Annotated in this window: 21 protein-coding genes and 1 other RNA gene; 10 read left to right on the top strand and 12 right to left on the bottom strand. The window is 67.3% G+C overall.

The features are described from left to right. The first annotated feature begins 124 nt into the window (after positions 1–124). The 5 genes from ompA to AABN02_RS04265 all read left to right on the top strand — a co-directional run bounded on the left by ompA (position 125) and on the right by AABN02_RS04265 (position 5,250). Positions 125–805, top strand: a complete 681-nt coding sequence (gene ompA, locus AABN02_RS04285) for an outer membrane protein OmpA (RefSeq protein WP_338413682.1) — start codon at positions 125–127, stop codon at positions 803–805. Between the two features lie 87 nt (positions 806–892). Beyond that, positions 893–1,600, top strand: coding sequence for a bifunctional 2-polyprenyl-6-hydroxyphenol methylase/3-demethylubiquinol 3-O-methyltransferase UbiG (gene ubiG, locus AABN02_RS04280; RefSeq protein ID WP_338413681.1), 708 nt, complete (start codon positions 893–895; stop codon positions 1,598–1,600). Then, a complete protein-coding gene (gene gph, locus AABN02_RS04275) occupies positions 1,597–2,268 on the top strand; it encodes a phosphoglycolate phosphatase (protein ID WP_338413680.1) in 672 nt (223 codons plus the stop codon). The genes ubiG and gph overlap by 4 nt, the downstream gene beginning before the upstream one ends. 13 nt (positions 2,269–2,281) lie before the next feature. Next, positions 2,282–2,641, top strand: a transfer-messenger RNA (tmRNA) gene (ssrA, locus tag AABN02_RS04270). Positions 2,642–2,775: 134 nt separating this feature from the next. Further along, complete coding sequence (locus AABN02_RS04265) at positions 2,776–5,250, top strand: DEAD/DEAH box helicase family protein (RefSeq protein WP_338413679.1); 2,475 nt, start codon at positions 2,776–2,778, stop codon at positions 5,248–5,250. A 48-nt stretch (positions 5,251–5,298) separates the two neighbouring features. On the opposite strand, the gene AABN02_RS04260 is transcribed toward AABN02_RS04265, so the two are convergent. After that, a complete protein-coding gene (locus AABN02_RS04260; protein ID WP_338413678.1) occupies positions 5,299–7,074 on the bottom strand; it encodes an IS200/IS605 family accessory protein TnpB-related protein in 1,776 nt (591 codons plus the stop codon). A gap of 93 nt (positions 7,075–7,167) precedes the next feature. On the opposite strand from AABN02_RS04260, the gene AABN02_RS04255 reads away from it, so the two are divergent. The 4 genes from AABN02_RS04255 to AABN02_RS04240 all read left to right on the top strand — a co-directional run bounded on the left by AABN02_RS04255 (position 7,168) and on the right by AABN02_RS04240 (position 12,656). Then, a complete protein-coding gene (locus AABN02_RS04255) occupies positions 7,168–7,320 on the top strand; it encodes a hypothetical protein (RefSeq protein WP_338413677.1) in 153 nt (50 codons plus the stop codon). Positions 7,321–7,459: 139 nt separating this feature from the next. After that, positions 7,460–8,929 (top strand): class I SAM-dependent DNA methyltransferase, encoded by a 1,470-nt coding sequence (locus AABN02_RS04250; RefSeq protein WP_338413676.1) that lies wholly within the window; start codon positions 7,460–7,462, stop codon positions 8,927–8,929. Continuing rightward, positions 8,926–10,632 carry a restriction endonuclease subunit S gene (locus tag AABN02_RS04245; protein WP_338413675.1) on the top strand — a complete coding sequence of 569 codons (1,707 nt, stop codon included), beginning with the start codon at positions 8,926–8,928 and terminating at the stop codon, positions 10,630–10,632. Before AABN02_RS04250 ends, AABN02_RS04245 begins: the two co-directional genes overlap by 4 nt. Before the next feature lie 146 nt (positions 10,633–10,778). Further along, positions 10,779–12,656, top strand: a complete 1,878-nt coding sequence (locus AABN02_RS04240; RefSeq protein WP_338413674.1) for a hypothetical protein — start codon at positions 10,779–10,781, stop codon at positions 12,654–12,656. Between the two features lie 291 nt (positions 12,657–12,947). Here AABN02_RS04240 and AABN02_RS04235 read toward each other — a convergent pair whose 3' ends face one another. From AABN02_RS04235 to rpiA, 6 genes are all read right to left on the bottom strand, one after another. Further along, complete coding sequence (locus AABN02_RS04235) at positions 12,948–14,210, bottom strand: amidohydrolase family protein (protein WP_338413673.1); 1,263 nt, start codon at positions 14,208–14,210, stop codon at positions 12,948–12,950. A 22-nt stretch (positions 14,211–14,232) separates the two neighbouring features. Next, positions 14,233–14,961: a TetR/AcrR family transcriptional regulator gene (locus AABN02_RS04230; protein WP_338413672.1), complete on the bottom strand. Its 729-nt coding sequence runs from the start codon at positions 14,959–14,961 to the stop codon at positions 14,233–14,235. A gap of 2 nt (positions 14,962–14,963) precedes the next feature. After that, positions 14,964–15,602 carry a uracil phosphoribosyltransferase gene (gene upp / locus AABN02_RS04225; RefSeq protein ID WP_338413671.1) on the bottom strand — a complete coding sequence of 213 codons (639 nt, stop codon included), beginning with the start codon at positions 15,600–15,602 and terminating at the stop codon, positions 14,964–14,966. 31 nt (positions 15,603–15,633) lie between these two features. Beyond that, positions 15,634–16,911 (bottom strand): DUF1688 family protein, encoded by a 1,278-nt coding sequence (locus AABN02_RS04220; RefSeq protein ID WP_338413670.1) that lies wholly within the window; start codon positions 16,909–16,911, stop codon positions 15,634–15,636. Between the two features lie 2 nt (positions 16,912–16,913). Next, entirely contained in the window at positions 16,914–18,152 is a 1,239-nt protein-coding gene (locus AABN02_RS04215) for a GTP cyclohydrolase II (RefSeq protein WP_338413669.1), read from the bottom strand. Between the two features lie 129 nt (positions 18,153–18,281). Then, positions 18,282–18,944 carry a ribose-5-phosphate isomerase RpiA gene (gene rpiA / locus AABN02_RS04210; RefSeq protein ID WP_338413668.1) on the bottom strand — a complete coding sequence of 221 codons (663 nt, stop codon included), beginning with the start codon at positions 18,942–18,944 and terminating at the stop codon, positions 18,282–18,284. A gap of 48 nt (positions 18,945–18,992) precedes the next feature. On the opposite strand from rpiA, the gene AABN02_RS04205 reads away from it, so the two are divergent. Then, a complete protein-coding gene (locus tag AABN02_RS04205; RefSeq protein ID WP_338413667.1) occupies positions 18,993–20,030 on the top strand; it encodes a quinone-dependent dihydroorotate dehydrogenase in 1,038 nt (345 codons plus the stop codon). A 107-nt stretch (positions 20,031–20,137) separates the two neighbouring features. On the opposite strand, the gene AABN02_RS04200 is transcribed toward AABN02_RS04205, so the two are convergent. The 5 genes from AABN02_RS04200 to AABN02_RS04180 all read right to left on the bottom strand — a co-directional run. After that, the gene (locus AABN02_RS04200; RefSeq protein WP_338413666.1) at positions 20,138–21,133 is read right to left on the bottom strand and encodes an oligopeptide/dipeptide ABC transporter ATP-binding protein; all 996 of its coding nucleotides are present in this window, start codon (positions 21,131–21,133) and stop codon (positions 20,138–20,140) included. After that, on the bottom strand, positions 21,130–22,113 hold the full coding sequence (locus tag AABN02_RS04195; protein ID WP_338413665.1) for an ABC transporter ATP-binding protein: 984 nt from the start codon (positions 22,111–22,113) through the stop codon (positions 21,130–21,132). The genes AABN02_RS04200 and AABN02_RS04195 overlap by 4 nt, the downstream gene beginning before the upstream one ends. Before the next feature lie 10 nt (positions 22,114–22,123). After that, positions 22,124–23,032 carry an ABC transporter permease gene (locus AABN02_RS04190; protein WP_338413664.1) on the bottom strand — a complete coding sequence of 303 codons (909 nt, stop codon included), beginning with the start codon at positions 23,030–23,032 and terminating at the stop codon, positions 22,124–22,126. Then, on the bottom strand, positions 23,029–24,603 hold the full coding sequence (locus AABN02_RS04185; protein ID WP_338413842.1) for an ABC transporter substrate-binding protein: 1,575 nt from the start codon (positions 24,601–24,603) through the stop codon (positions 23,029–23,031). Before AABN02_RS04185 ends, AABN02_RS04190 begins: the two co-directional genes overlap by 4 nt. Positions 24,604–24,673: 70 nt before the next feature. Beyond that, a partial coding sequence (locus AABN02_RS04180) for an ABC transporter permease (RefSeq protein ID WP_338413663.1) occupies positions 24,674–25,144 on the bottom strand: 471 nt, incomplete at its 5' end.

The following is a 25,144-nucleotide window of genomic DNA, read 5'->3' as shown; positions in this document are numbered from 1 at the left end:
GTTTGACCTCGTATGGCACAATCATTTCGTCGGTCCCTAGCGCCGCGCTCTCATCGGCAAGCATGGGCCGCCGCTTTTTCTGCATTCTGCAGCCCGATTTGCGGCTTTTCTCGAGAGGAGAACCATGAACAAACTCAACAAGGTTGCACTGCTGTTCGCGTCGGCCGCACTGGCCGCCTGTGCGACCGGTGGCTCGACCTCCGGCGCCATGGACAACTGGCGTGCTGCTGACGGCACCGTGATCAAGAACGGCTCCAACGAGCTGTGCTGGCGCGATGCCAACTGGACTCCTGCGACCGGCGTGCTGCCGTGCGACGGCGTTCCGGTCCCGGCCAAGCCTGCGGCACCTGCTCCGGCACCTGCTCCGGCACCTGCTCCGGTTCCGGCTCCAGTCGCACCCGTGGCTGCTCCGAAGCCCGCCCCTGTGGTGGTCCCGGCCGCTCCGGTCAGCGAGAAGGTCACCTTCGCCGCCGACGCCTTCTTCGACCACGACAAGTCGGTCCTGAAGAAGGAAGCTGGCGCCAAGCTGGACGATCTGGTCAGCAAGGTCAAGGGCATCAACCTCGAAGTCATCATCGCCGTCGGTCACACCGACAGCGACGGTTCTGACAAGTACAACGAGAAGCTGTCGGTGCGTCGCGCCGAAGCGGTCAAGAAGTACCTGGTCAGCAAGGGCATCGAGCCGAACCGCGTCTACACCGAAGGCAAGGGCGAAAAGCAGCCCGTCGCCGACAACAAGACGAAGGAAGGCAAGGCCAAGAACCGCCGCGTCGAGATCGAAGTGGTTGGTACGCGTACCAAGTAAGTCAGCAGCTTCGGCTCGCTCACTGCGAAACCCCGCCTCGGCGGGGTTTTTTCATGGCCGGTCCGCTTCGACTAGGATCACAGGATGATGACCAACGCCGACCCCAAGGAACTCGCCAAGTTCAGCGAGCTGGCCCACAAGTGGTGGGACCCCGAGAGCGAGTTCCGCCCGCTCCACCAGATCAACCCGCTGCGCCTGAACTGGATCACCCAGTGCGCCGGCCCGCTCGATGGACGGCGGATCGTCGACGTCGGCTGCGGCGGCGGCATCCTCAGCGAAGCCATGGCGCGCCAGGGCGCACAGGTCCTGGGCGTCGATCTGGCTGAACGGTCGCTGAAGGTCGCCCAGTTGCACGCGATGGAAGCGGGCATCGAGAACGTCCAGTACCGCGAGGTCGCCGCCGAGGTGCTGGCCGACGAGCAGCCCGGCCAGTTCGACATCGTCACCTGCATGGAGATGGTCGAGCATGTCCCTGATCCGGCGGCCATCGTCGCCGCCTGCGCGAAGCTGGTGAAGCCGGGCGGCTGGGTGTTCCTGTCCACGCTCAACCGCAACCCGAAGTCCTTCCTGTTCGCCATCGTCGGCGCGGAATACCTGCTGCGCCTGCTGCCGGCCGGCACGCACGAATACGCCAAGTTCATCCGCCCGAGCGAGCTGGCGACCTGGGGCCGCTCGGCCGGGCTGGACGTGCTGCACACCCGCGGCATGGAATACAACCCGCTGACCAAGCGCTACTGGCTCAGCGACGACACCAGCGTCAACTACCTGCTGGCGTGCCGCAAGGGGACAGCATGAAGACGGGGCCGCGTGTCCATGCGGTGTTGTTCGATCTTGACGGCACCCTGATCGACAGCGCGCCCGACCTGGGCGGCGCAGGCAATGATCTGCGCGAACGCCGCGGTCTGCCGGCGCTGCCGCTGACCGACTTCCGGCCGATGACCGGTGCCGGTGCGCGCGGCATGCTGGGTGTGGCGCTGCAGATCACGCCGGAGCATCCCGACTTCGAGGCGCTCAAGGACGAATATCTGGCCATCTACGAAGCCCGCATGACCCGTCTGACGCGGGTCTTCGGCGACATGGCCTCCGTCCTCGATGCGCTGGACGCGGCCGACCTGCCCTGGGGCATCGTCACCAACAAGCACAGCCGCTTCGCCGCACCCGTGGTGGCTGCGGCGGGCCTGCAACACCGCAGCCGCGTGCTGGTCTGCGGCGACACCACGCCGCACGCCAAGCCACACCCCGAGCCGCTGTTCGAGGCCGCGCGACGCATGGGGGTCGATCCGGCGCGCTGCCTCTACGTCGGCGATGACCTGCGCGACGTGCAGGCGGGCCGAGCGGCGGGCATGGGCACGGTCGCCGTGGCCTGGGGCTACCTCGGCCAGGGTGAGCCGATCGAGGCCTGGGGCGCCGATCATCTGATCAATTTTCCGGGGGAACTCTTGAACTTGCCCGGAATGGCCTAAGATACGCGGTTCAGGGGCCGACCTGGTTTCGACGTGGGTTCGGAATTGGAGTAGGGCGTGTCGAGCACCAGTTCGCTCGTAAAACCACTGGAAACAAAGTAACTGCGAACGACTCTACGTACGCTCTCGCCGCTTAACACCGGCGAGCCTCTCAACGGTTGGCCGATGGGCCGGGTCCGCAAGGGCTGAGAGGTAATACACATGGGCTGGTCTCTGGTGGTGTCACACAGCCGGGGACAAGACAAAGTGACTGGTGTTGTCTGAAGGGTGTTCCTGCCCGTCAGCGACATGAGACTCAAATCAGAGAACTACACACGTAGAACTGCCCGAGGATGGCTTGCGGACGGGGGTTCAATTCCCCCCGGCTCCACCACTCACCCGAAAAGCCCCGGAGATTCCACGCTCCGGGGCTTTTTCTTTGCCTGCACCCCGAAAAACCGGCCTCTGACCGGGTCGGTGGTGGATTCTGGACAGTTCCGCAGAGAACGAGCAGTCAGGGGGAATGCCATGCAAGCGCAGCACGACAAGCGCCAGCTCAGCGAGAGCGACATCTGTGACAAGTACATCCGCCCGGCGATGGAGCGTGCCGGCTGGAACGGCCTGGACCAGATCTACCGCGAATACCCGCTGCGCGCCGGCCGGGTGGTCGTGCAGGGGCGCAAGGCGCGGCGCGATGCGGCCACCGTGCTGCGCGCTGACTACGCGCTGTTCCACAAGGCCCACATCCCGCTGGCGGTGGTCGAAGCCAAGCACAACGGCCTCGCAGTCGGCGCCGGCATGGCGCAGGCGATCCAGTACGCGCACCTGCTCGACGTGCCGTTCAGCTTCTCCAGCAATGGCGACGGCTTCCTCTTCCGCGACGCCACGCTCGCCGACGGCGTGCTGGAGCGCTACCTGACGCTCGACGAATTCCCCTCCCCCGCCGAACTCTGGGCACGCTACTGCCGCTGGAAAGGCTGGACACCCGAGGTGCAGCGCGTCGCCGCCTTCGACTACCAGCCCGGCAAGACCCCGCGCTACTACCAGCTCAATGCCATCAACCGCACGGTCGAGGCCATCGCCCAGGGCCGCCAGCGCGCGCTGCTGGTCATGGCCACGGGGACTGGCAAGACCTACACCGCGTTCCAGATCATCTGGCGGCTGTGGAAGAGCGGCACCAAGAAGCGCATCCTGTTCCTGGCCGACCGGAACATCCTGATCGACCAGACGATGGTCAACGACTTCCGCCCCTTCAAGGGCGCGATGGCCAAGCTCAGCCCGAACGCCAAGGGCATCGAGCAGGTCGAGGCCGTGACACTCGCCGTCCACAAGACCACCAAGCAGGTGGACAAGAGCTACGAGATCTACCTTTCGCTCTACCAGGCCGTCACGGGCACCAGCGAAGAGAGCCACCTCTACAAGCAGTTCTCGCCCGACTTCTTCGACCTGGTCATCGTCGACGAATGCCACCGCGGCAGCGCGGCCGAGGACTCGTCCTGGCGCGAGATCCTGCGCTACTTCGGCAGCGCCACGCAGGTCGGCCTGACCGCCACGCCCAAGGAAACCGACACCGTCTCGAACAGCGATTACTTCGGCGAGCCGGTCTATACGTACAGCCTCAAGCAGGGCATCGAGGACGGCTACCTCGCGCCGTACAAGGTGGTACGCATCGACCTCGACCGCGACGCCTTCGGCTGGCGGCCGACGCAGGGCATGACCGACAAGCACGGCCACGCCATCGAGGACCGCATCTACACGGGCGCCGACATGAACCGCCGGCTGGTGCTGGAGCGGCGTGACGAGGTGGTGGCGGCCAAGATCACCGAGTACCTCAAGGCCACCGACCGCCACGCCAAGACCATCGTCTTCTGCGAGGACATCGACCACGCGGCCCGGATGCGCTCGGCGCTGAGCAACGCCAATGCGGACATTTGCGCCACACAGCCGCGCTACGTGGTGCAGATCACCGGCGACAACCCAGAAGGCAAGCGCGAACTCGACAACTTCATCGACCCGGAGAAGCCCTACCCGGTGATCGCGACCACGTCCAAGCTGATGAGCACCGGCGTGGACGCGCAGACCTGCAAGCTCATCGTGCTGGACCAGAACATCCAGTCGATGACGCTGTTCAAGCAGATCATCGGCCGCGGCACCCGGCTGCGCGAAGACCTCGGCAAGACGTGGTTCACCATCCTCGACTTCAAGCGGGCGACCGAGCTGTTCGCCGACAAGGACTTCGACGGCGAGCCGGTGCAGGTCTACGAACCGAAGGGCGACGATCCGGTGGAGCCGCCCGAGCCGGTGGCGCCTGTCGGTCCGGACGGCCAGCCCGGCGACGGCGAGACGCCCACCGAGGATGGCGCAGCGCCCGGCGATCTGCCGCAGCCCGATCCGCTCGGCCCCTTCGGCGGTGGCGATGGTGATGGCGCGCCGCGGAAGTACGTCATCGGCGGCACGGTGAACGTGTCCGTGGCGCGCGAGCGGGTGCAGTACCTCAACGCCGACGGCAAGCTCGTCACCGAGAGCCTGCGCGACTACACCCGCATCCACCTCGGCAAGCGTTTCGATTCGCTCGACCAGTTCCTGCAGACGTGGAACAGCGCCGAGCGCAAGGCGGCGCTGCTGGCAGAACTCGAAGCGCAGGGCATCTTCTTCGATGCGCTGGCCGACGAGGTGGGCCGGGAGCTGGACCCCTTCGACCTGCTGCTGCACGTCGCCTATGGACAGCCGCCGCTGACGCGCCGCGAGCGGGCGCGGCGGGTGAAGCAGCGCAACGTCTTCACCGAGTACGGCCCGATGGCGCGCAAGGTGATGGACGCGCTGCTGGACAAGTACGCCGACGAGGGCATCGCCACCATCGAAGGCCAGTCCGTGCTCAGCGTGCAGCCTTTCACCGCGCTCGGGCGGCCGGCCGAACTCATCAAGAGCTTCGGCGGTCGGCCGCAGTACCTGCAGGCGCTGAAAACGCTGGAGCGCGAGCTGTACGCGCCCGCACAATCCTGACCGTTCCTGTAAACCTATCCAGACGTACCCAAGCCTGAGCAAAGCTGCTCAGCACGGCACATCGTCGAAGACAGGCACGCCAGCCGAACAGTGCTGCTGACGATTCGCGCCAAGGGATCGCACCTTGGTCTTCCGGGTTGCGCTCACGGCCTGAATTGCTTGAGACAGAGGCGCCGGGGCCGCTTTCGCAGCACCAGACCGGAAGTGCCCTGCATGGGCCGCTGACTGGCTTGATCGAACGGCCGCCCATTGCGTCCACACATGCTTCGCGCGATTCCTTGCAGGTAGCGCGAAGGTGACGTGGCCACCGTTGCGGGCCGGCACTGCCACGATGCCGTGCTGGCAATCGGGGGCAGTGCTGCGGTAGGCCGCGAACGGGCGTTCTTTCAAGCCAAGTCCACGACGCGCGATGGCGAAGGCCGCCGCGGCGTGGACGCTGATGCCGAGTCGGGCCGCGTGGTTCACGGCGCCGATGACGGAGGTGTACGCAGGATTCACCGCGATCACGTCGATGCCGGCGCGGAAGGCTGCCGCACGCAGCATCGAGTCGAAGTCTCTGTAGGCCAGCGCACTGAGCATGCGTGCTCTGGCGGGATCGGCACCTTCCAGGCGGGCCTTTTTCTCGCGGAAGTCCAGCCGCTCAATGACGATGGGCTTGGAGGATGCGCGGGCGCGCTCGACCACCTGCTTCACGGCGTCACCCATGGCGGCGCGGCGCTGGTCGGCGTTCATGCCGCGCGTGTCGAGGTCGATGCGCTGGTGGGCGATGAGGTTGCCGTGGCGGTCGGTTTCGGCCACGGCGAGGTGGTCGGCGTTGAAATCCGCGCCCACCGCGCCGGCCTGTGCCGTGCTGATCGTGGGCACCGGATCGACCGACACGGACACGAACACGCGCCAGCCCTTGCCGTCGCGCACGAAGCGCCAGGTCAGCGCCTTGCCCTCGCGGGTCTTGGTCTGCTTGCCGGTGGCGCTCACGCGCTCGACCACCCGGCCGCACGCCAGGGCGGCGCGGATCTGGTCCATGCCGTAGGCGAAGCGGATGTCGTGGAGTTCGACGTACTTGCCCGACTCGGCAGTGACCAGCGCATCGGGCATGCGCAACCGCAGCAACACCGTGCCATCGTCGGCCAGCGTTGCCACACAGCCCTGACACCCGCCCGTCTCGTCCTTGCTGCCCAGCACGGAGAACTGCGCGGACCGGGCGCGGTGCCACGCATCCCGCCACGCCGCGTGATCCGCGAAGCCGTTGCCCGACAGATCGAACTGCGCACGGAACAGCCGGCGCGACCCGAAGGCGATGCGGACTTTGCCCGCCTTGTGGTCGGCCTGCATGCCTTCCAGCCGGGCCGCCAGGGTGACCGCGCGGCGCGTCTTCTGGTGCAGCTTGCCCAGCCGCTTCACGCGGGCCTCGGGCGTCTCGGACTTGGGCGCCGTGCTCAGCTTCTTCAGCGTGGCCTGTGCCTTCTTCAGCCGCGTCTTCGCCTCGTCGATCAGGCCGGTGCTGCGCTCCTTCACCGAGTCGGTCTTTCCGTCCAGACCGATGCGCACGGCGTTGAACTGACGGGCGGTGATCCCGAACCGCTTCAGGTACTCGTTCTTCAGCTTCTCGGGCTTCACACCCTGCGCCGTGGACTGCGCGAACAGCGTGCGCTCGACCCGGCCGAAGAGTTCGGCGTAGGCGTCCAGCGCCGCCGCTGTGCCCGCATCGACCGGCACGCGGGACTGGTAGGTGAAGGTCTTGCCTTCTGACAACCGTGGCGCCACGCCGCAGGCCGTGGTGCGGCCATCTGCGGTACAGGCGTGGGGTGTCGTGATCGATGACATGGTGCGGATCATGTAGCGTAGAGCGTCACATTGTCAAGCGTCACGCAATGGCAGAATGGCGTTATGCCACGCAAACCACTCGGGGACCGCCCCATGACGCAGAGCGAACGCGCCAGAAAGTCTCGGGAGAACCGCGCCAATGCGGGAATCTCTGAGCTGCGCGCCTGTTTCGTGCCCACCGAACTGCATGCCGAAGTAAAGGCGCTCATCGCCGAATGGCTCGCCCAGCGAAAACGCAAGGACTGAACCTGTCCGTTTTGGGCAGCTTCAGGCAGCTTTGGACATGTTCCCGCCACACTGCTTGAAACCCTGCGCGCCGCCGCTCTGCCGATCTACCGATCCCGACCGGTTCCGACTGGTCCCGCCCTTCCCTACCGGCTTCTACATGTCGAATCTCTCTGCAGTCATCAAGTCCATTCAAGACGTCATGCGCCAGGACAGCGGCCTGGACGGCGACGCCCAGCGCATCTCGCAGCTCACCTGGCTGCTGTTCCTGAAGGTGTTCGACGCGCTGGAAGAGGAGCTGGAGCTGACCCGCGACGACTACCGCAGCCCGATCCCCGAGGACATGCGCTGGCGGAACTGGGCGGCGGACGCGGAAGGGATCACGGGCGATGCGCTGCTGAGCTTCGTGGACAACGAGCTGTTCTCGACGCTGAAGAGCCTGAGCGCCGACCCGGTGCGCAACCCGCGGGGGTTCGTGGTGCGCGGGGTGTTCGAGGACGCCTACAACTACATGAAGAGCGGGCAGTTGCTGCGGCAGGTCATCAACAAGCTGAACGCCATCGACTTCAACCGCCAGAGCGAGCGCCACCAGTTCAACGACCTGTACGAGAAGATCCTCAAGGACTTGCAGAGCGCGGGCAACGCGGGCGAGTTCTACACGCCGCGGGCGGTGACGCAGTTCATGGTGGACATGGTGGACCCGCGGCTGGGCGAGCGGGTGTTCGATCCGGCGACGGGCACGGGCGGGTTCCTGGTCTGCGCGATCGAGCATCTGCGGCGGCAGGTCCACAACACCGAGCAGGAGGCGGTGTTGCAGGCCAGCGTGCTGGGGGTGGAGAAGAAGCAGTTGCCGCACATGCTGTGCGTGACGAACCTGATGCTGCACGGGATCGAGGTGCCGAGTGCCGTCCGGCACGACAACACGCTGGCGCGTCCGCTGCGGGACTACGGGGCGGCGGACCGGGTGGATGTCGTGCTGACGAACCCGCCGTTCGGGGGCATCGAGGAGCCGGGGATCGAGCAGGGGTATCCGGCCGACGTGCGGACCAAGGAGACGGCGGACCTGTTCCTGGTGCTGATCCAGCATCTGCTGAAGCACAAGGGGCGGGCGGCGCTGGTGCTGCCGGACGGGACGCTGTTCGGCGAGGGCGTGAAGTCGCGCATCAAGGAGCAACTGCTGACCGCGTGCAACCTGCACACCATCGTGCGGCTGCCGAACGGGGTGTTCGCGCCGTACACGGGGATCAAGACCAACCTGCTGTTCTTCACCAAGGGGGCGCCGACGCAGGCGATCTGGTACTACGAGCATCCCTATCCGGCGGGCGCGAAGAGCTACAACAAGACCAAGCCGATCCGGATCGAGGAATTCGAGGCCGAGAAGGCGTGGTGGGGTAGCGAGGCGGACGGGTTCGCGGCGCGGGTGGAACACGAGCGGGCGTGGAAGGTGGACATCGCGGCGATCAAGGCGGCGGGCTGGAACCTCGACCAGAAGAACCCGCACGCGCCGGACGCGGTGAGCCATGACCCGGACCAGTTGCTGGCCGACCATGCGCGGCTGCAGGCGGAGGCGCAGGGGTTGCGGGATCGGCTCAAGGCGATCCTGGCGGAGTCGCTGGGGGGGCGGGCATGAGCGCGGGGGTGGAGGCGCCGCTGGTGCGGCAATTCGACCTGCTGGCCACCGCGCCCGGTGGCGTGGCGCGGCTGCGCGAGTTGATCCTGACGCTGGCGGTGCAGGGCAAGCTGGTGCCGCAGGAGGCGGGGGATGAGCCGGCGAGTGTGTTGTTGCAGAGGATTCGGGGGGAGAAGGATCGGTTGATCGCGGAAGGGAAAATCAAGCGAGATAAGCCGATGGCTGAAATCTACGATGAGGAGTTGCCATTTGATATTCCGACTGGATGGACATGGGCGCGCATACCGGCGCTGACATACAGCCTTGGACAAGGCGAGCCGAGCACTACCTTTACGTACATCGATGTAGCCGCGATCGAAAATATCAAGGGTGTGATCACGGATAATATTCAGGTCATACACCCTACGGACGCACCTTCTAGAGCCAGAAAGAATGTTGCTGTCGGCACAGTCTTGTACTCAACTATTCGCCCGTACCTCAAGAATATCGCCATCGTGGAGCAGGACTACCAACCCCGCCCGATTGCGAGCACTGCGTTCGCCACCATGCACCCGCATCAGGGCTTAATATCAAGGTATCTACTGACATATCTTAGAAGCAAGCCTTTCACAGATTTCGTAAATAGTAAATCTGTTGGCATTGCGTACCCCGCTATTAATGACGCAAATTTCTTTCAGGGTCTTATTGCACTTCCCCCAACTGCCGAACAATCCCGCATCGTCATCCGCGTCGAAGAACTGATGCGCCTGTGCGATGCTCTCGAACAGCAGCGCCAGCTCGAAACTGCGCAGCACGCCCAACTGCTGAACACCCTGCTCGGCACGCTGACCGACTGCACCTCGCCCGACGAACTCGCCGCGAACTGGCAGCGCGTCAGCGACCACTTCGACCTGCTGCTCGACCGCCCCGAAGCCGTGGACGCGCTGGAGCAAGCCATCCTGCAACTCGCCGTGCGCGGGCTGCTGGTGCCGCAAGACCCGGCGGACGAGCCGGCGAGTGTGTTGTTGCAGAGGACTCGGGCGGAGAAGGATCGGTTGATTTCGGCGGGGAAGATCAAGCGGGATAAGCCGCTGCCGGCGATGACAGAGGCTGAAAAGCCATTTGATTTGCCAGACGGCTGGGCATGGTCATGCTTGGGAGAAATCGCACTTACCGGCCCAACAAATGGTTTATCACCGCGCCCATCCGAAACACCAACAGATATGCGGTGCTTGTCCTTAAGTGCGACCACCAGAGGCTATTTCAAAGACGACTGCTTCAAGTATGTTGCGATAGATAAATATGCAGCCAAACCATTTCTCTTAAAGAACGATGATTTATTGATTCAGCGAGGCAACTCTCTGGATTACGTGGGTATAGCTGCAATTTACACAGGAGAAGATGACGCCTTCATTTATCCAGACCTCATGATGCGGCTAAAAATATCCACACAAATCAATTTGTCGCTTGTGCATGTTTGGTTGATTTGCGAAAACGGTAGAGATTATTTCAAGCGAAATGCGACAGGAACTCAGGGAACGATGCCAAAAGTAAATCAAGCAACGGTCGCCAGAACGCCAGTTCCAATTCCACCTGCGGCCGAACAAACCCGCATCGTCGCCCGCGTCACCCAACTCCGCGACCTCTGCACCACCCTGCGCCAGCGCCTCGCCGCCCGCCAGACCACGCAGCGCCATCTGGCCGAGGCGCTGGTCGAGGTCTGAGAGTCGCGCCATTCGTGACTTATCACCGCCTCAGAGACCAGCCAAACCCCCTGCCCGCCCGCCGTCCACAGCCTTGAGGATGCCGCCCTCCCCCCCGAGGGCTACAAGCAGTCTCGATCCACCGATCAGACTCCTAGGAGCAGACCATGGCTTACCTCTTCCGCGGTCGCCTGTGTGGCGCCCTCTGTGACGACTGTTTCGAGCCGCTGGCGAACGTCCAGGTCCGGCTCTACCGCCTGCGCAGCGACCAGGACGCCACCCGGCTCGCCGTCGCCGAGACCAAGGACACCTTCGCCGTGCTCACCGACGAGCAGGTCCGCGCCAAGTCCGGCGCCCTGCTCGCCGAGTGCCGGACCGACGAGGCCGGCCACTTCACCGCCAGGCTGAGCGACGACCAGCAGTACGCCGGCGAAGCCTTCGAGGTCGACGTCTACTGCGGCACCGTGCCGCACCGCCGCCCCGAACCGCCGCCCAAGGGCCCCGTCCAGTTCACCATCACCACCGTCCAGCCCCAGTGGCGCCAGCGCGAGAACGACCAGATCGCCGCCTGGGACCACTGCCTGGCCCGGCGCTTCTGGTGCTACATCCGCGCGCTGTTCGACGCCTGGGTCATCTGCGGCCGCGTCACCGTCTGCAGCACCGGCCAGGCCGCCGAAGGCCTCACCGTCTACGCCTTCGACCGCGACTGGCTCGCCGACGACCCCATCGGCTCGGGCCTGACCGACGCCTCGGGCAAGTTCCGCATCGACTACCTCGGCGCCGACTTCCGGCGCGGCACCTGGATCAACATCGAGCTGCTCGGCGGCCCGGATGTCTATTTCCGCATCGACGGCCCCTCCGGCACCCCACTGCTGACCGAGCCCTCCAGCCAGGGCCGCGCCCCCGGGCGCGAGAACGTCGGCCCCTGCTGCTGCGTCGCGCTGTGCGTGAAGGAGGCGCCGCCCGTCGAACATGCCTGGTTCAACCGCGTCGGCGACTTCAACATCTACAACGACATCGACAGCAGCACCGGCCTGACCACCACCGCCCAGCCCGCCGGTTTCCCCAACCAGCACGGCGGCCCCGGCTACGGTTTCTGGCAAAGCCCCCGCCTCGTCGGCGACTGCCCGACCCGCCACCCCGCCACCAGCCAGCCGCTGCGCTACCGCTTCCTGTGGCGCCCGACGGGCAGCCTCGCCACGCCGTCGCCGATCACGGGCGCGCCGATGGTCGTCGCCCAGAAGGTCGGCACCCGGCCGGTGACGTGGAACTACGGCCTGCCGGGCGATCCGGGCACGCACCCGCAGGACGTCTGGGTCGTGCCGTCCGGCGGCTACACCGGCCCGATGCCGGCGCCCTTCCCCGCCGCGCCTCCGGGACCGCCCGCCGGCACCTGGGGCCCGATGCCGCCGCTGCTGCTGCAGCCGGACGCCGACGGCTGGGTCACCATGCCGCCGGACGCCACCAACCAAGGCTTCTCCGGGCCGCTGCTGCGCGTCAACACGAACGCGCTGGTGCCGGGCGGCGTGGCCACCGGCGCAGGGGCCGGCAACGCCGTCCCCGCCGCAGCCCTGAAGAACGGGGTCGATGTCTCGATCCTCTTCGAGGCCGCCCCGGTCTCCGGCCTCGGCGCGACCCTCGGCAACCAGCTCGACCGGCTACACGTCAACAACTGGATCGAGGTCGCCGAGTTCAGTCTCGACCAGTTCACCGCACCAGGCGCGACGCCATGCGAGGGCATCACCAACATGGTCGACCTGCGCTACACGATGGACCACGAACTGGTGAGCACCTGGGCGCTGGGCATCTCGACCTCCGCCGCGATCCCGGGCGGCACGCCGACGCTGCCGGGTCTGGGCGTGCCGCCGGTGCCGCCCGACCAGTTCAGCTCGGTGCGCGGCGGCCACGGTCAGGTGCACCTGAACACCAGCGGCTGGCCGCAGTGCGCCTACATGGTGACGTACACGCGCAGCCTGAAGCTCACCGATGGCGAGGACGATGACTCGGGGCGTGGTGGGGTGGTCGCGGTGTTCTGCAAGCGGTAGCGGTCGAGTCGGTTCAGGTCGGGGCACATCAAAGCCATCTTGCATTGCGTCGAATCAAATTAAAGAACGGTTGAATTTGATTCCCGCAATCCGGAGCAAGTCCAGTGTCGTGTCAAGCATTGATGGACGGTTGGCGCGACCCGGGCCCCCACCCCAACCCTCCCCCGCTGGGGGAGGGAGCAAGACCAGATCCCAATGCGCCTACTCTCCTCCCCCCAGCGGGGGGAGGTCGGGAGGGGGGCCTTCGGGGTCAGCAGACATCACAACCCGCGTACCGTCAACCGACCCGGTTCAACGTGGTGATGGCATCCGCCCCGGCAGATCCAGCCGCGTCACCACCGGCTCGCTGCGCGCCACCACCCGCCCCGCCCGCAGCACCAGCAGCCGGTGCGCCCTGAGCCGCAGCGCCTCCACTACATCCCGCGCCTGCAGCAGCACCAGGTCCGCCCGGCACCCCACGTCCAGCCCGTAGCCCTCCAGCCCGAGGATGCGCGCCGGCGTCGTCGTCACCGCGTCGAAGCACTGCCGCATCGCCGCCTGCGAGGTCATCTGCGCGACATGCAGCCCCATGTGCGCGACCTCCAGCATGTCGCCGCTGCCCAGGCTGTACCACGGGTCCATCACGCAGTCGTGCCCGAACGCGACCGGCACACCCGCGGCCAGCAGCTCCGGCACCCGCGTCATGCCGCGGCGCTTCGGATACGTGTCGTGGCGCCCTTGCAGCGTGATGTTGATCAGCGGATTCGCAATCGCCGCCACGCCCGCCTCGGCGATCAGCGGCAGCAGCTTGGAGACGTAGTAGTTGTCCATCGAGTGCATCGACGTGAGGTGCGAGCCCGCCACCCGGCCATGCAAGCCCAGCCGCTGCGCATGAAAGCTCAGCGTCTCGATGTGCCGGCTCAGCGGGTCGTCCGTCTCGTCGCAGTGCATGTCCACCCGCAGCCCGCGCTCGGCCGCCAGCTCGCACAGGAGGCGCACCGACTCCGCGCCCTCGCCCATCGTCCGCTCGAAATGCGGGATGCCGCCGACCACGTCCACGCCCAGGTCGAGCGCCCGCTTCAGCAGCAACAGCGCACCGGGTGAGCGCAGCACGCCGTCCTGCGGGAACGCGACGAGCTGCAGGTTCAGGTAGGGCTTCACCCGCTCGCGCACCTGCAGCAACGCCTCCACCGCCAGCAAGCGCGGATCGCACACGTCCACATGGCTGCGAATCGCCAGCAGCCCCTTGCCCACCGCCCAGTCGCAATACGCCAGCGCCCGCTCGACGATCGCGTCCTGCGTCAGCGTCGGTTTCAGCTCGCCCCACAGCGCGATGCCCTCCAGCAGCGTGCCGCTCTGGTTGACGCGCGGCAGGCCGTAGCTGAGCGTCGAGTCCATGTGGAAATGCGCGTCGACGAACGGCGGTGTGACGAGCTGGCCGGCGGCGTCGACTTCCTCGGCGGCGGTGGCAACCAAGGCGGGTTCGACGGCGACGATGCGGCCGTCGCGGACGCCGATGTCGTGGTCGCGCCGGCCGTCCGGCAGGGTGCAGTGGCGCAGGATCAGGTCCAGCATGGAAGCTCCTTCAAACGCACCGTCATGCCCGCGAACGCGGGCACCCACGGTCCGCTTCCACGCTGGGTGGCGGGGGTGGGCCCTCGCATGCGCGAGGGTGACGGGAGGGGGGTGACGGTGGCGGGTGGGGTGTGACGCCGCAGCCGCGCAGCACGGTCCGCAGCACATGGTCGGTGGCGCGCTGCAGGTCGTCCGGGCCGAGCCGCGCCACGCCCAGCACGGCGCAGACCTGCGCGTCGAAGTCAGCGTAGGTCTGTGTCGCGGCCCAGACTGTGAAGAACAGGTGCGTCGCGTCCACGTCCGCCGCGATCCAGCCGCGGGCCTTCCAGCCGTCGATGACGCGCACCTTGTCCTCCACCAGCGCGCGCAGCTCGGTGCGCAGCAGGTCGCCGATCTCGGGCGCGCCGCGCAGCACCTCGCTGGCGAACAGCCGCGACGCCTCGGGCCGCTCGGCGGTGAGGCGCATCTTCTCGGTGATGTAGTGGCCGAGCGCGTCGTGCGGGTGGCGGTCGGCGGCGAGCGCGTCGGCCGGGGCGAGCCAGTCGTGCAGCAGGTCGGCCAGCACCGCGCGGTACAGCGCCTGCTTGTGGCGGAAGTAGTAGTGCAGGCTCGCCTTGGGCAGGCCGGCGGCGGTGGCGATGTCCTGCATCGTCGCGCCGGCAAACCCTTCCGCGGCGAAGACACCGGCCGCCGCGCGCAGGATGTCGGCCTCGCGCGCCTGCCGGATGCGCCCGCCGCGCGCCGTCGGCATGGTCACTTCGTGCCGAAGATCCGGTCGCCCGCGTCGCCCAGGCCGGGCACGATGTAGCCGTGGTCGTTCAGGTGGTCGTCGATCGCGGCCAGCGTCAGCGACACGTCCGGGTGCGCGTCGGTCAGCGCCTTCACACCTTCAGGCGAGCCGATCATGCAGACCATCTTCAGGCTCGTCACCCCCGCCTCCTTCAGCCGGTGCAGCGCCGCCACCGCCGAGTTGCCGGTCGCCAGCATCGGGTCGACGACGATGACGGTGCGCTCCTGGATGTCCTCGGGCAGCTTCAGGTAGTACTCGATCGGCTCCAGCGTGGTCGGGTCGCGGAACAGCCCGATGTGGCCGACGCGGGCGCCGGGCAGCAGGTCGATCATGCCGTCGAGCATCCCGTTGCCCGCGCGCAGGATCGACACCAGGCACAGCTTCTTGCCGCTGATCACCGGCGAGCGCATCGCGGCCACCGGCGTCTGGATGTCGATCAGCTCGGTCGGCAGATCGCGCGTGACTTCGTAGGCCAGCATCGCGGCAATCTCGCGCACGAGGCGGCGAAAGTTGTCGGTGGTGGTGTCCTGGCTGCGCACATAGGTCAGCTTGTGCTGCATCAGCGGGTGGTCCACGACATGGACCGAAGGCGTGGCGGACATGGCGGTACTCCTCGTCAAAAACGTTGAATCTTCAAAAAACGGTGCCATCGCTGGCGATGTTGAGCGGCGGCGCGCCCCCCGGTCGGCGGGCGGCGGCGAGTCGGCGTCCGGTCGCCCAGGTACCACCTTCCAGCACACACGCCAGCGGAAACGCCTCGGCCGACAGCCCCAGCGTGGCCCGGACCCCTTCAGCGATCAGGTCCAGCGCCGCCACCGTCACCGCCCGCCACTCGACGATGGCCGGATCATCCACCGACAGCAGCATGGTCGGCAACGCCCCCGACGCCGGAATCAGCAGACCGGTGTCCAGCAGCAGCCCGCCGTTGCGGTACTCGGGCAGACCGGTCAGCGCGTCCAGCCCGGTGACGCTCAGGCCCGCGTCGGCCAGCGGCTCCAGCAGCGAGTACGTCAGCCACTGCGTCAGCTTGTGGAACGGCATCCAGCCATCGGCGGTCGCCGGGTGGTGCCAGCAGTCGCCGAGGTTCACACCCTCCAGCGACAAGCGCCCCGGCCACACCGGGCCCAGCGCGCGCAGCAAGGTGCCAAGCACGACATCCGCATCGATTCGGTCGCCTTCAGCTTGCATCAGCAGGAAATCGAGCAGGTTCCCCAAACGCGCGGGGATACCGAACACTGCGGGCGTCGCCGCCATCACCTCGCCGAGCCGCCGCAGCAGCGCGGCGCGGCCATCCAGCCCGACCAGCGGGTTGTCGGCGCGCACCTGGAACGCACCAGCCAGCGCGTCGGGCGTCACCGCGGCGAGCGCAGAGGCGTCGGTACGCAGCAGCGCCGTGGCGTCCGCCGACCAGCCGCCACGCGCGAACCAGTCGAAGCTCGCCACGCCCAGCCCTTCCGAACGCGACAGGCGCTGGCCGTGCGCCGCGTCGTCGTAGTGCCAGGCCGCGCCCGCCCCCGCATCGAGCAGCACGCTCGGGATCACAAGGTCGATGCGCACCCGGGCGCGCTCCAGCCGCTGCGCCTCTCCCGCCAACCCCACCGCGTCGGCGAGCGCCACCCAGCGATCAGCGCCGCCCGCCTCGAAATGGCGCCACCGGCTGTGAACCGGCACGCGCAGGTCCGGGTAACTCGCCCGCGTCGTCTCGACCACCGCCGCGACGGTCTGCGCCAGCCGCGACGGCTCCCAGCGCCAGTGCAGCGAGCGCCCCGCCGCGACGTGGTCCAGCACCGCATGGCTGCGCGCGCGCACCGCCCGCGCGCTCAGCAGCGGCGTCGCCGGGTGGTCCGCCGGGACGGGCGTGTGCCAGCCGGGGCCGCCCCAGCGATCAGGTTTCGGAATCAAAGCCGCCATGATCACGACTCCAGCCCGCGGCCCTTCGCCACGGTCAGCTCTTCGGCGTCGGGGGTGTAGGTCGAGAAGTAGCCCGCCGCCTTCTTCGCGTCCATCTCCACCTGCGCATCGGCGGGGATCAGCTCATCGGGGATCGGCACGCGCTCGACCACCTCGATGCCCTGCGCCGTCAGCGCGTCGTGTTTCATGTTGCTCATCGAGGCCCAGCGGTCGATGCGCGTGATGCCTAGCCAGTGGAAGACGTCGGGCATCAGCTCCTGGAAGCGCATGTCCTGCACGCCGGCCACGCACTCGGTGCGCTCGAAATAGGTCTCGGCGCGGTCGCCGCCAACCTGGCGCTTGCGGGCGTTGTAGACGAGGAACTTGGTGACCTCGCCCAGCGCGCGGCCTTCCTTGCGGTTGTAGATCACCACGCCGACACCGCCCTGCTGCGCCATCTCGATGCAGACCTCGATGCCGTGCGCCAGATACGGGCGGCAGGTGCAGATGTCCGAGCCGAACACGTCCGAGCCGTTGCACTCGTCGTGGACGCGGCAGGCCACCTTGGTTTCCGGCGGGCCGAGCTTGCTCACGTCGCCGAAGAAGTACAGCGTCATGCCCCCGATCGGCGGCAGGAACACCTTCAGGTCCGGTCGCGTGACCAGTTCCGGGAACATGCCGGCGGTCTGCTCGAACAGGTTGCGGCGCAGCGTGCTTTCCTTGATGCCGAAACGCTTGGCGATGCCCGGCAGGTACCAGACCGGGTCGATCGCCGCCTTGGTGACGCGCACGTCGCCGTTGGCGTTGAGGATGTCGCCATCGGGCACCAGCCGGCCGGACTGGATCGCGGCCAGCAACTCGGGCATGTTGATGTGCGCCTTGGTGACGGCGATGGTCGGGCGGACGTCGATGCCCTGCGCGATCTGCGCGCTGAAGACCTGTCCGGCCCGGTGGCCCCAGGGGTCGAAGGAGACGATCTTCTCGGGGTCGGCCCACTGCGGGTGCGGGCCGATCGGCTCGGCGGGCGCGGTGTCGGTCAGGTCGGGTTTGTGCAGCCGCTGCAGCTTGCCGGAGGCGATGGCCAGCGCGCGGTAGACGGCGTAGGCGCCCGAGTGCGAGCCGATGGCGTTGCGGTGCGCCGGGTTGGTGAGGCTCGCGATGATCGGGCCGCGGGCCTCCGGGGTGGCGGCACCCCAGTGCACCTCGGTGCTCAGCAGGTCGCGCCGCTGGGGATGGGACGTCAGGACGATGTGCTCAGCCATGAAGGGACTCCGGAGACTTCGGAACTCTGAAACTTGACCAGTCGGTCAACTTTCATCCCTTCGTAGCGAGTTGCGTGCCAGTGCTTACCCGAGGTTCCTGCACCGCAACAGGGCAGAACCGTGCGGAACTCAGTACGTGATGGTGCGCACGCCGCTGGCCGTGCCCAGCAGGCAGACCCGCGCCTTGTGCCTGGCGAAGATGCCGACCGTGACGACGCCCGGCCACTGGTTGACCTCGGTCTCCATTGCCAGCGGGTCGGTGATCTGCAGGCCACGCACGTCGAGGATGTGGTTGCCGTTGTCGGTCACGACGCCCGCGCGCAGCGTCGCGTCGCCGCCGTAGGCCGCCTGAAAACGCCGGGCGACCTGCGCCGCCGCCATCGGGATCACCTCGACCGGCAGCGGGAAGCGGCCCATCACGTCGACCAGCTTGCTCTCGTCGGCGATGCAGATGAAGCGCTCGGCCAGGTCGGCGACGATCTTCTCGCGGGTCAGCGCCGCACCACCGCCCTTGACCATGTTCCCGGCCGCGTCGATCTCGTCCGCGCCGTCGATGTAGACGGGGATCGAGGTCACCTCGGCCGCGTCGAACACGGGGATGCCGTGCGCCTGCAGCCGCGCCGTGCTGGCAACGGAGGACGACACAGCGCCGCGGACCGTGTCCTTGACCGTGGCGAGGGCGTCGATGAACTTGTTGACGGTGGAGCCGGTACCGACGCCGACGACGGAGCCGGGTTGCACGTACTGGAGGGCGGCCTGGCCGACGAGGGCCTTGAGTTCGTCTTGGGTCATGGTGGGGTGCGCAGGGGCAGGCATTGAATCGGGGACAATCGCACGATTATGGCCCTCGTTCCCTACGCCCTCACCCGCCCTTTCCTGTTCGGACTCGACCCGGAAGCCGCCCACGAACTGACGCTCGACTCCATCGCGCGCCTGCAGAACACGCCGCTGCAATGCCTCTGGGCGCACAGCCGTGTCAGTGATCCGGTGACGGTGGCGGGGCTGAAGTTCCCGAACCGCATCGGGCTGGCCGCGGGGCTGGACAAGAACGGCCGCTGCATCGACGGCCTCGGCGCGATGGGCTTCGGCTTCATCGAGGTCGGCACCGTGACCCCGAAGGGCCAGCCCGGCAACCCGAAGCCGCGCATGTTCCGCCTGCCGGAAGCCAATGCGCTGATCAACCGGCTGGGCTTCAACAACGAGGGGCTGGACAGCTTCCTCGCCAACGTCAAGCGCGCGACCAGCTTCCGCCGCGCGGGCGGCATCCTCGGGCTGAATATCGGCAAGAACGCCGTGACGCCGATCGAGAACGCCGTCGACGACTACCTGATCGGACTGGCCGGTGTCTATCCGCACGCCGACTACGTCACCGTCAACATCTCCAGCCCGAACACCAAGAACCTGCGCGCACTGCAGAGCGACGAGGCGCTGGACGCGCTGCTGTCGGCCTTGCAAGCACGCAAGCTACAGCTCGCCAAGGAGCACGGCCGCACGGTGCCGATGTTCGTGAAGATCGCGCCCGACCTCGACGAGGCGCAGGTCAAGGTGATCGCCGCAACGCTGAAGAACAACGGCATCGACGGCGTGATCGCCACCAACACCACCATCGGGCGGGATGCGGTGAAGGGAATGAAGCACGCGGCGGAAGCGGGCGGACTCTCGGGCGCGCCGGTGTTCGAGGCGAGCAACACGGTGATCCGCCAGTTGCGCGCCGAGCTGGGCGGCGCGTATCCGATCATCGGCGTGGGCGGCGTGCTCAGCGGCGCGGACGCGAAGGCCAAGCGCGCAGCGGGGGCGGATCTGGTGCAGGTGTATACCGGGTTGATCTACCGGGGGCCGGGGCTGGCGAGCGAGTGCGCGCGCGCCTTGCGCCGCTGACCCACACCGTCATCCTCGCGAACGCGAGGACCCACCCGTTGCGCTGACCGTGGGTTCCCGCTTTCGCGGGAATGACGGGAAAGCGAGCGGCGTGGCGGCGGGACGCCTCAGATCCGCCGCTCTTCCACCGCGTGGCACGCCACGCGCACCCCATCCACCTCGGTCAACACCGGCCGCTCCGCCCGACACCGCGCATTCGCATGCGGACAGCGCGGATTGAACGCACAGCCCGCCGGCGGATTCAGCGCGTCGGGCACCTCGCCCTGCACCGGCGTTCTAGCGCGGCCGCTCATGTGGATGTCGGGAATCGCGTCGAGCAGCATCCGCGTGTAGGGATGGCGCGGCTGGCGGAACAAGGTCCGCTTGTCCGCCACCTCGACCAGCCGCCCGAGGTACATCACCCCGACTACATCGCTCACATGCCGCACCACTGCGAGGTTGTGCGAGATGAAGAGGTAGGTCAGCCCGCGCTCGCGCTGCAGGTCTTTCATCAGGTTGAGCACCTGCGCCTGCACCGACACGTCCAGTGCCGAGGTCGGCTCGTCGCAGACGAGGAACTCGGGATTGGTCGCCAGCGCGCGCGCGATCGAGACGCGCTGGCGCTGGCCGCCGGAGAACTGGTGCGGAAAGCGGTCGAGGTCCGCGCCGGCCAGCCCCACCTGCGTCAACAACTCGGCCGCCCGCTCGCGCAGCGCGGCGCGGTCGGTCAGCAGGCCATGTTCCAGCAGCGGCTCGCCGACGATGTCCGCCACCGTCCAGCGCGGGTTCAGGCTCGCATACGGGTCCTGGAAGATCATCTGCAGCCGCCGCCGCAATGTTTGCCCCTGCGGCGTGACGAGCGTCGCGTGCAGCGGCTGGCCGTCGATGCGCACCTCACCGCGGGTCGGCGCATGCAGGCCGACCAGCAGCCGCGCCACCGTGCTCTTGCCACAGCCGGACTCGCCCACCAGCGCCAGCGTCTGCCCGCGCGGAATCTCGAAACTCACCCCATCGACCGCATGGACCCACTGCCGCGGCCGGCGCTCGATCACCCGGTTCAGCCACGGCGCCGAGACATCGAAGGTCTTCGCCAGATCGCGGACTTCCACGAGCGGCGCCGTCATGCGGACACCTCCGCCGGCGAGACACGCCAGCAGGCGGCGCGGGTTTCGCCCCCGGTCGCCATCAGCTCGGGCCGCTCGGTGCGGCAACGGTCGATCACGCGCTCGCAGCGGGGGTGAAACGCACAGCCGCTGGGCATCGCGTCCAGCCGCGGCATCGCACCGTCGATTTGCAGCAACCGCTCGCGGTCCTCGTCCATCGACGGGATCGCGCCCATCAGGCCGACGCTGTACGGGTGCGCCGGCCGGTGGATCAGCGCGCCGACCGGCCCGATCTCGGCGATGCGCCCGGCGTACATCACCGCCACGCGGTCACAGGTCTCGGCGATCACGCCCATGTCGTGCGTGATCAGCATCACCGCCGCGCCGCGCTCGCGGCAGACGCGCTTCAGCAGCGCAATGATCTGCGCCTGGATCGACACGTCGAGCGCCGTCGTCGGCTCGTCCGCGATGACCAGCCGCGGCTCGGCGGCCAGCGCCAGCGCGATCACGACCCGCTGGCGCATGCCGCCGGAGAACTGGTGCGGGTAATGGTCGAGCCGCTGCTCGGGTGCCGGGATGCCGGTGTCGGCCAACAGTTGCACCGCCCGCGCCCGGGCGGCGTGGCGGTCCAGGTCGAGGTGGGTCTGGATGGTCTCGATGAGCTGCTGCCCGACCGTGAACAGCGGATTCAGCGAGGTCAGCGGATCCTGGAAGACCATGCCGATCTGCCGACCGCGCACCTTGCGCATCTCGTCGGGCGGCAGGTTGTCGATGCGGCGGCCATCGAGCCGGATCTCGCCCGCGGCAATGCGGCCGGGCGGGTCGAGCAGGCCGATGATGGCCGCGCCGGTCAGCGACTTGCCCGCGCCGGACTCGCCAACCACGCCCAGGATCTCGCCCGCGGCGAGGCTGAAGGACACATCGTCCAGCGCCCGCAGCGCGCCGTGGCGGTGCGCGAATTCCACCCGCAGGTGGTCCACTTCAAGCAAGGGAGTTGTCATCGCCAAGTCGTCACCGCAAGCGGGGATTGAGCACATCGCGCAGCCAGTCGCCCAGCAGGTTCACGCTCAGCGCGATCAGCACCAGCATCGCGCCGGGGAACACCGTGATCCACCACTCGCCCGAGAACAGGAAATCGTTGCCAGTGCGGATCAGCGTGCCCAGGCTCGGCGAGGTGGGTGGCACTCCGACGCCGAGGAAGGACAGCGTCGCCTCGGTGATGATGGCGGTGGCCACCTGCACGGTGGCCAGCACCAGCACCGGCCCGAGCACGTTCGGCAGCACATGCCGGCGCATGATCCGCAGCGGCGTAACCCCGATCACCCGCGCCGCCTGCACGTAGTCCTTCTGCCGCTCCACCATCGTCGAGCCGCGCACCGTGCGCGCGTACTGCACCCAGCCGGTCAGCGAGATCGCCAGCACCAGCACCGAAAACGCCAGCAGGTCGTGCGCGTTCGGCCACAGCGCCTTGCCGACGCCATCGATCAGCAGCGCCACCAGGATCGACGGGAAGGACAGCATCACGTCGCAGATGCGCATGATCAGCGCATCCGTGCGCCCGCCGACGAACCCCGCCAGCAGCCCCAGCCCGACGCCCACCACCAGCGACAGCAACACCGACGCCAGCCCCACCAGCAGCGAGATGCGCGCGCCGTACATCACCGCGGAGAGGATGTCGCGGCCCTGGTCGTCGGTGCCGAGCGGATAGAGCCGCTGGCCTTCCGGCGTCCACGCGGGCGGCAACCGGGACGACATCAGGTCGAGGCTGGCGAGGTCGAAGGGGTTGTGCGGCGCGATCCATGGCGCCCCGAAGGCCGCGATCAGGCAGGCCGCGAACACGAGCGCCGCGCCCATCGCCGCGGGCGAGGACCGCAGGCTGTACCAGACCTCGCTGTCGCGCCATCCCATGGACACACTCATGGTTTCACGGTCACCCACTTGAAGAACATCATGTTGTCGGCCAACTGCGTCAGCGCCACCGTCTTCTTCATGCCCCAGGCCAGCGCCTGCTGGTGCAGCGGCAGGTGGCCGACGTCATCGGCATGCAACTTGAAGGCTTCGGCGATCATCGCGTTGCGTTTGGCCTGATCGGTCTCGCTCTGGATCTTCAGCGTCAGCTCGTCCACCTTCGGGTTGCTGTAGCTGCCGAGGTTGAACTGGCCCTGGCCCTTGTCGGTGGGCGTGGCCATCAGCGAGGTCATCGGGTTGTGGGCGTCGTAGGTGCTGGGGGTCCAGCCGAGCAGATAGAAGCTGGTGTTGCGGCTGAGGATCTTCTGGAAGTAGGTGGCCTTGCTCTCGGCCTGCAGATTGATCTTCACGCCCACCTTCGCCAGACCCGAGGCCACCGCCTGGCAGATCTCGCCGTCGTTGACGTAGCGGTCGTTCGGGCAGTTCATCGTCACCTCGAAGCCCGTGGGATAGCCCGCCTCGGCCAGCAGCTTCTTCGACGCCTCGGGGTCGTAGGGCAGGCGCTTGTTCATCTCCGGCACGAAACCCCTGATGCCCGGGCCGACCATCAGCGCCGTCGGCGTGGCCGCACCGCGCATCACGCGGCTGCGGATCGCCTCGATGTCGATGGCCTGGTAGAACGCCTGGCGCACCCGCACATCCTTGAACGGATTCTTGCCCTTGACGCTGGAGAAGAGCAGCTCGTCGCGCTTCTGGTCCATGCCGAGGAAGATGGTGCGCAGTTCCGGGCCTTGCAGCACCGTCAGCGCCGGGTTGGCATTCAACCGCGCGACGTCTTGCAGCGGCACCGGCTCCATCACATCGATTTCGCCGGACATCAGCGCCGCCACGCGGGTCGCGTCATTGCCGATCGGCGTGAAGACGACCTCGTCGACATTGCTCTCGACCTTGTCCCAGTACTGGAAGTTGCGGACCAGCACCGTGCGCGCGCCCGGCTGGCGCTCTTTCACGCGGAAGGGCCCCGTGCCATTGGCCTTGAACGACGCGACGTTCTCGATGCCCTTGCGGCGGTCGACCGGCGTGACAGCCTTGTTCTGCTCGCACCAGGCGCGGTTCATCACGTAGACCTGCGTCAGCACGTCCGGCAGGATCGGGAAGGGGGTGAGCGTCTCGATCTCGACCACCAGATCGCTGACCTTGCGCACCTCCTTGAGGCTGGAGGCGTAGCTCTTCATGTCGGAGCCCTCCCCCGCGATGCGCTTGAAGGTGAAGACCACGTCGTCCGCGGTGAAGGCGCTGCCATCGTGGAATTTCACGCCGGGCCGCAGCTCGAAGCGCCACACGGTCGGCGCCGTCTGCTTCCAGGCGATGGCCAGCCCGGGGACGAGGCCGAGCTTCTTGTCACGCGCCACCAGCGGCTCATAGACATTGCCGGTGAAGCTGAGCTGCAGCGATTCGTTGAGCGAATGCGGGTCCATCGACACCGCATCGCCCTGGTTGGCGACCTTGAGTGTCACGGCCTGCGCCAGTGGCGCCAAGGCGAGCAGCAGGGCACAGGTCACGGAGGCCAGTCTGGGCTTCATCATCGGAAGACTCCTTTGTCGTGCAGGCAGGGAACGCAGGGAACAACAGACCGGTCACCGCGGCATCGACTCAACGCGCTGTCGGCGTCGTCGCCACCCGCAGCCGCGGATCGACCGTCACATACAAGAGATCCACCACCATGTTGATCAGCACGAAGATCAGCGCGATCAGGCACAGGTAGGCGGCCATCACCGGGATGTCCGCGAACTGCACCGCCTGGATGAACAGCAGGCCCATGCCCGGCCACTGGAACACCGTCTCGGTGATGATGGCAAACGCGATCAGCGAGCCCAGTTGCAGCCCGGTGATGGTGATGACAGGAACCAGGGTGTTCTTCAGGGCGTGGCGAAAATGCACCACCCGATCGCTCAGCCCCCGGGCACGGGCGAAGCGGATGTAGTCGGTGCGCAACACCTCCAGCATCTCCGCCCGCACCAATCGCATGATCAGCGTGAGCTGGAACACCGACAGGGTGATGGCCGGCAGCAGCAGGTGGCGCCAGCCGTCGAGCGTGAGTAGGCCGGTTTGCCAGTTGCCCAG

Source organism: uncultured Sphaerotilus sp. (assembly GCF_963924895.1).
Lineage (GTDB): Bacteria > Pseudomonadota > Gammaproteobacteria > Burkholderiales > Burkholderiaceae_C > Sphaerotilus.
This window is presented reverse-complemented; position numbering and strand designations above follow the sequence as displayed.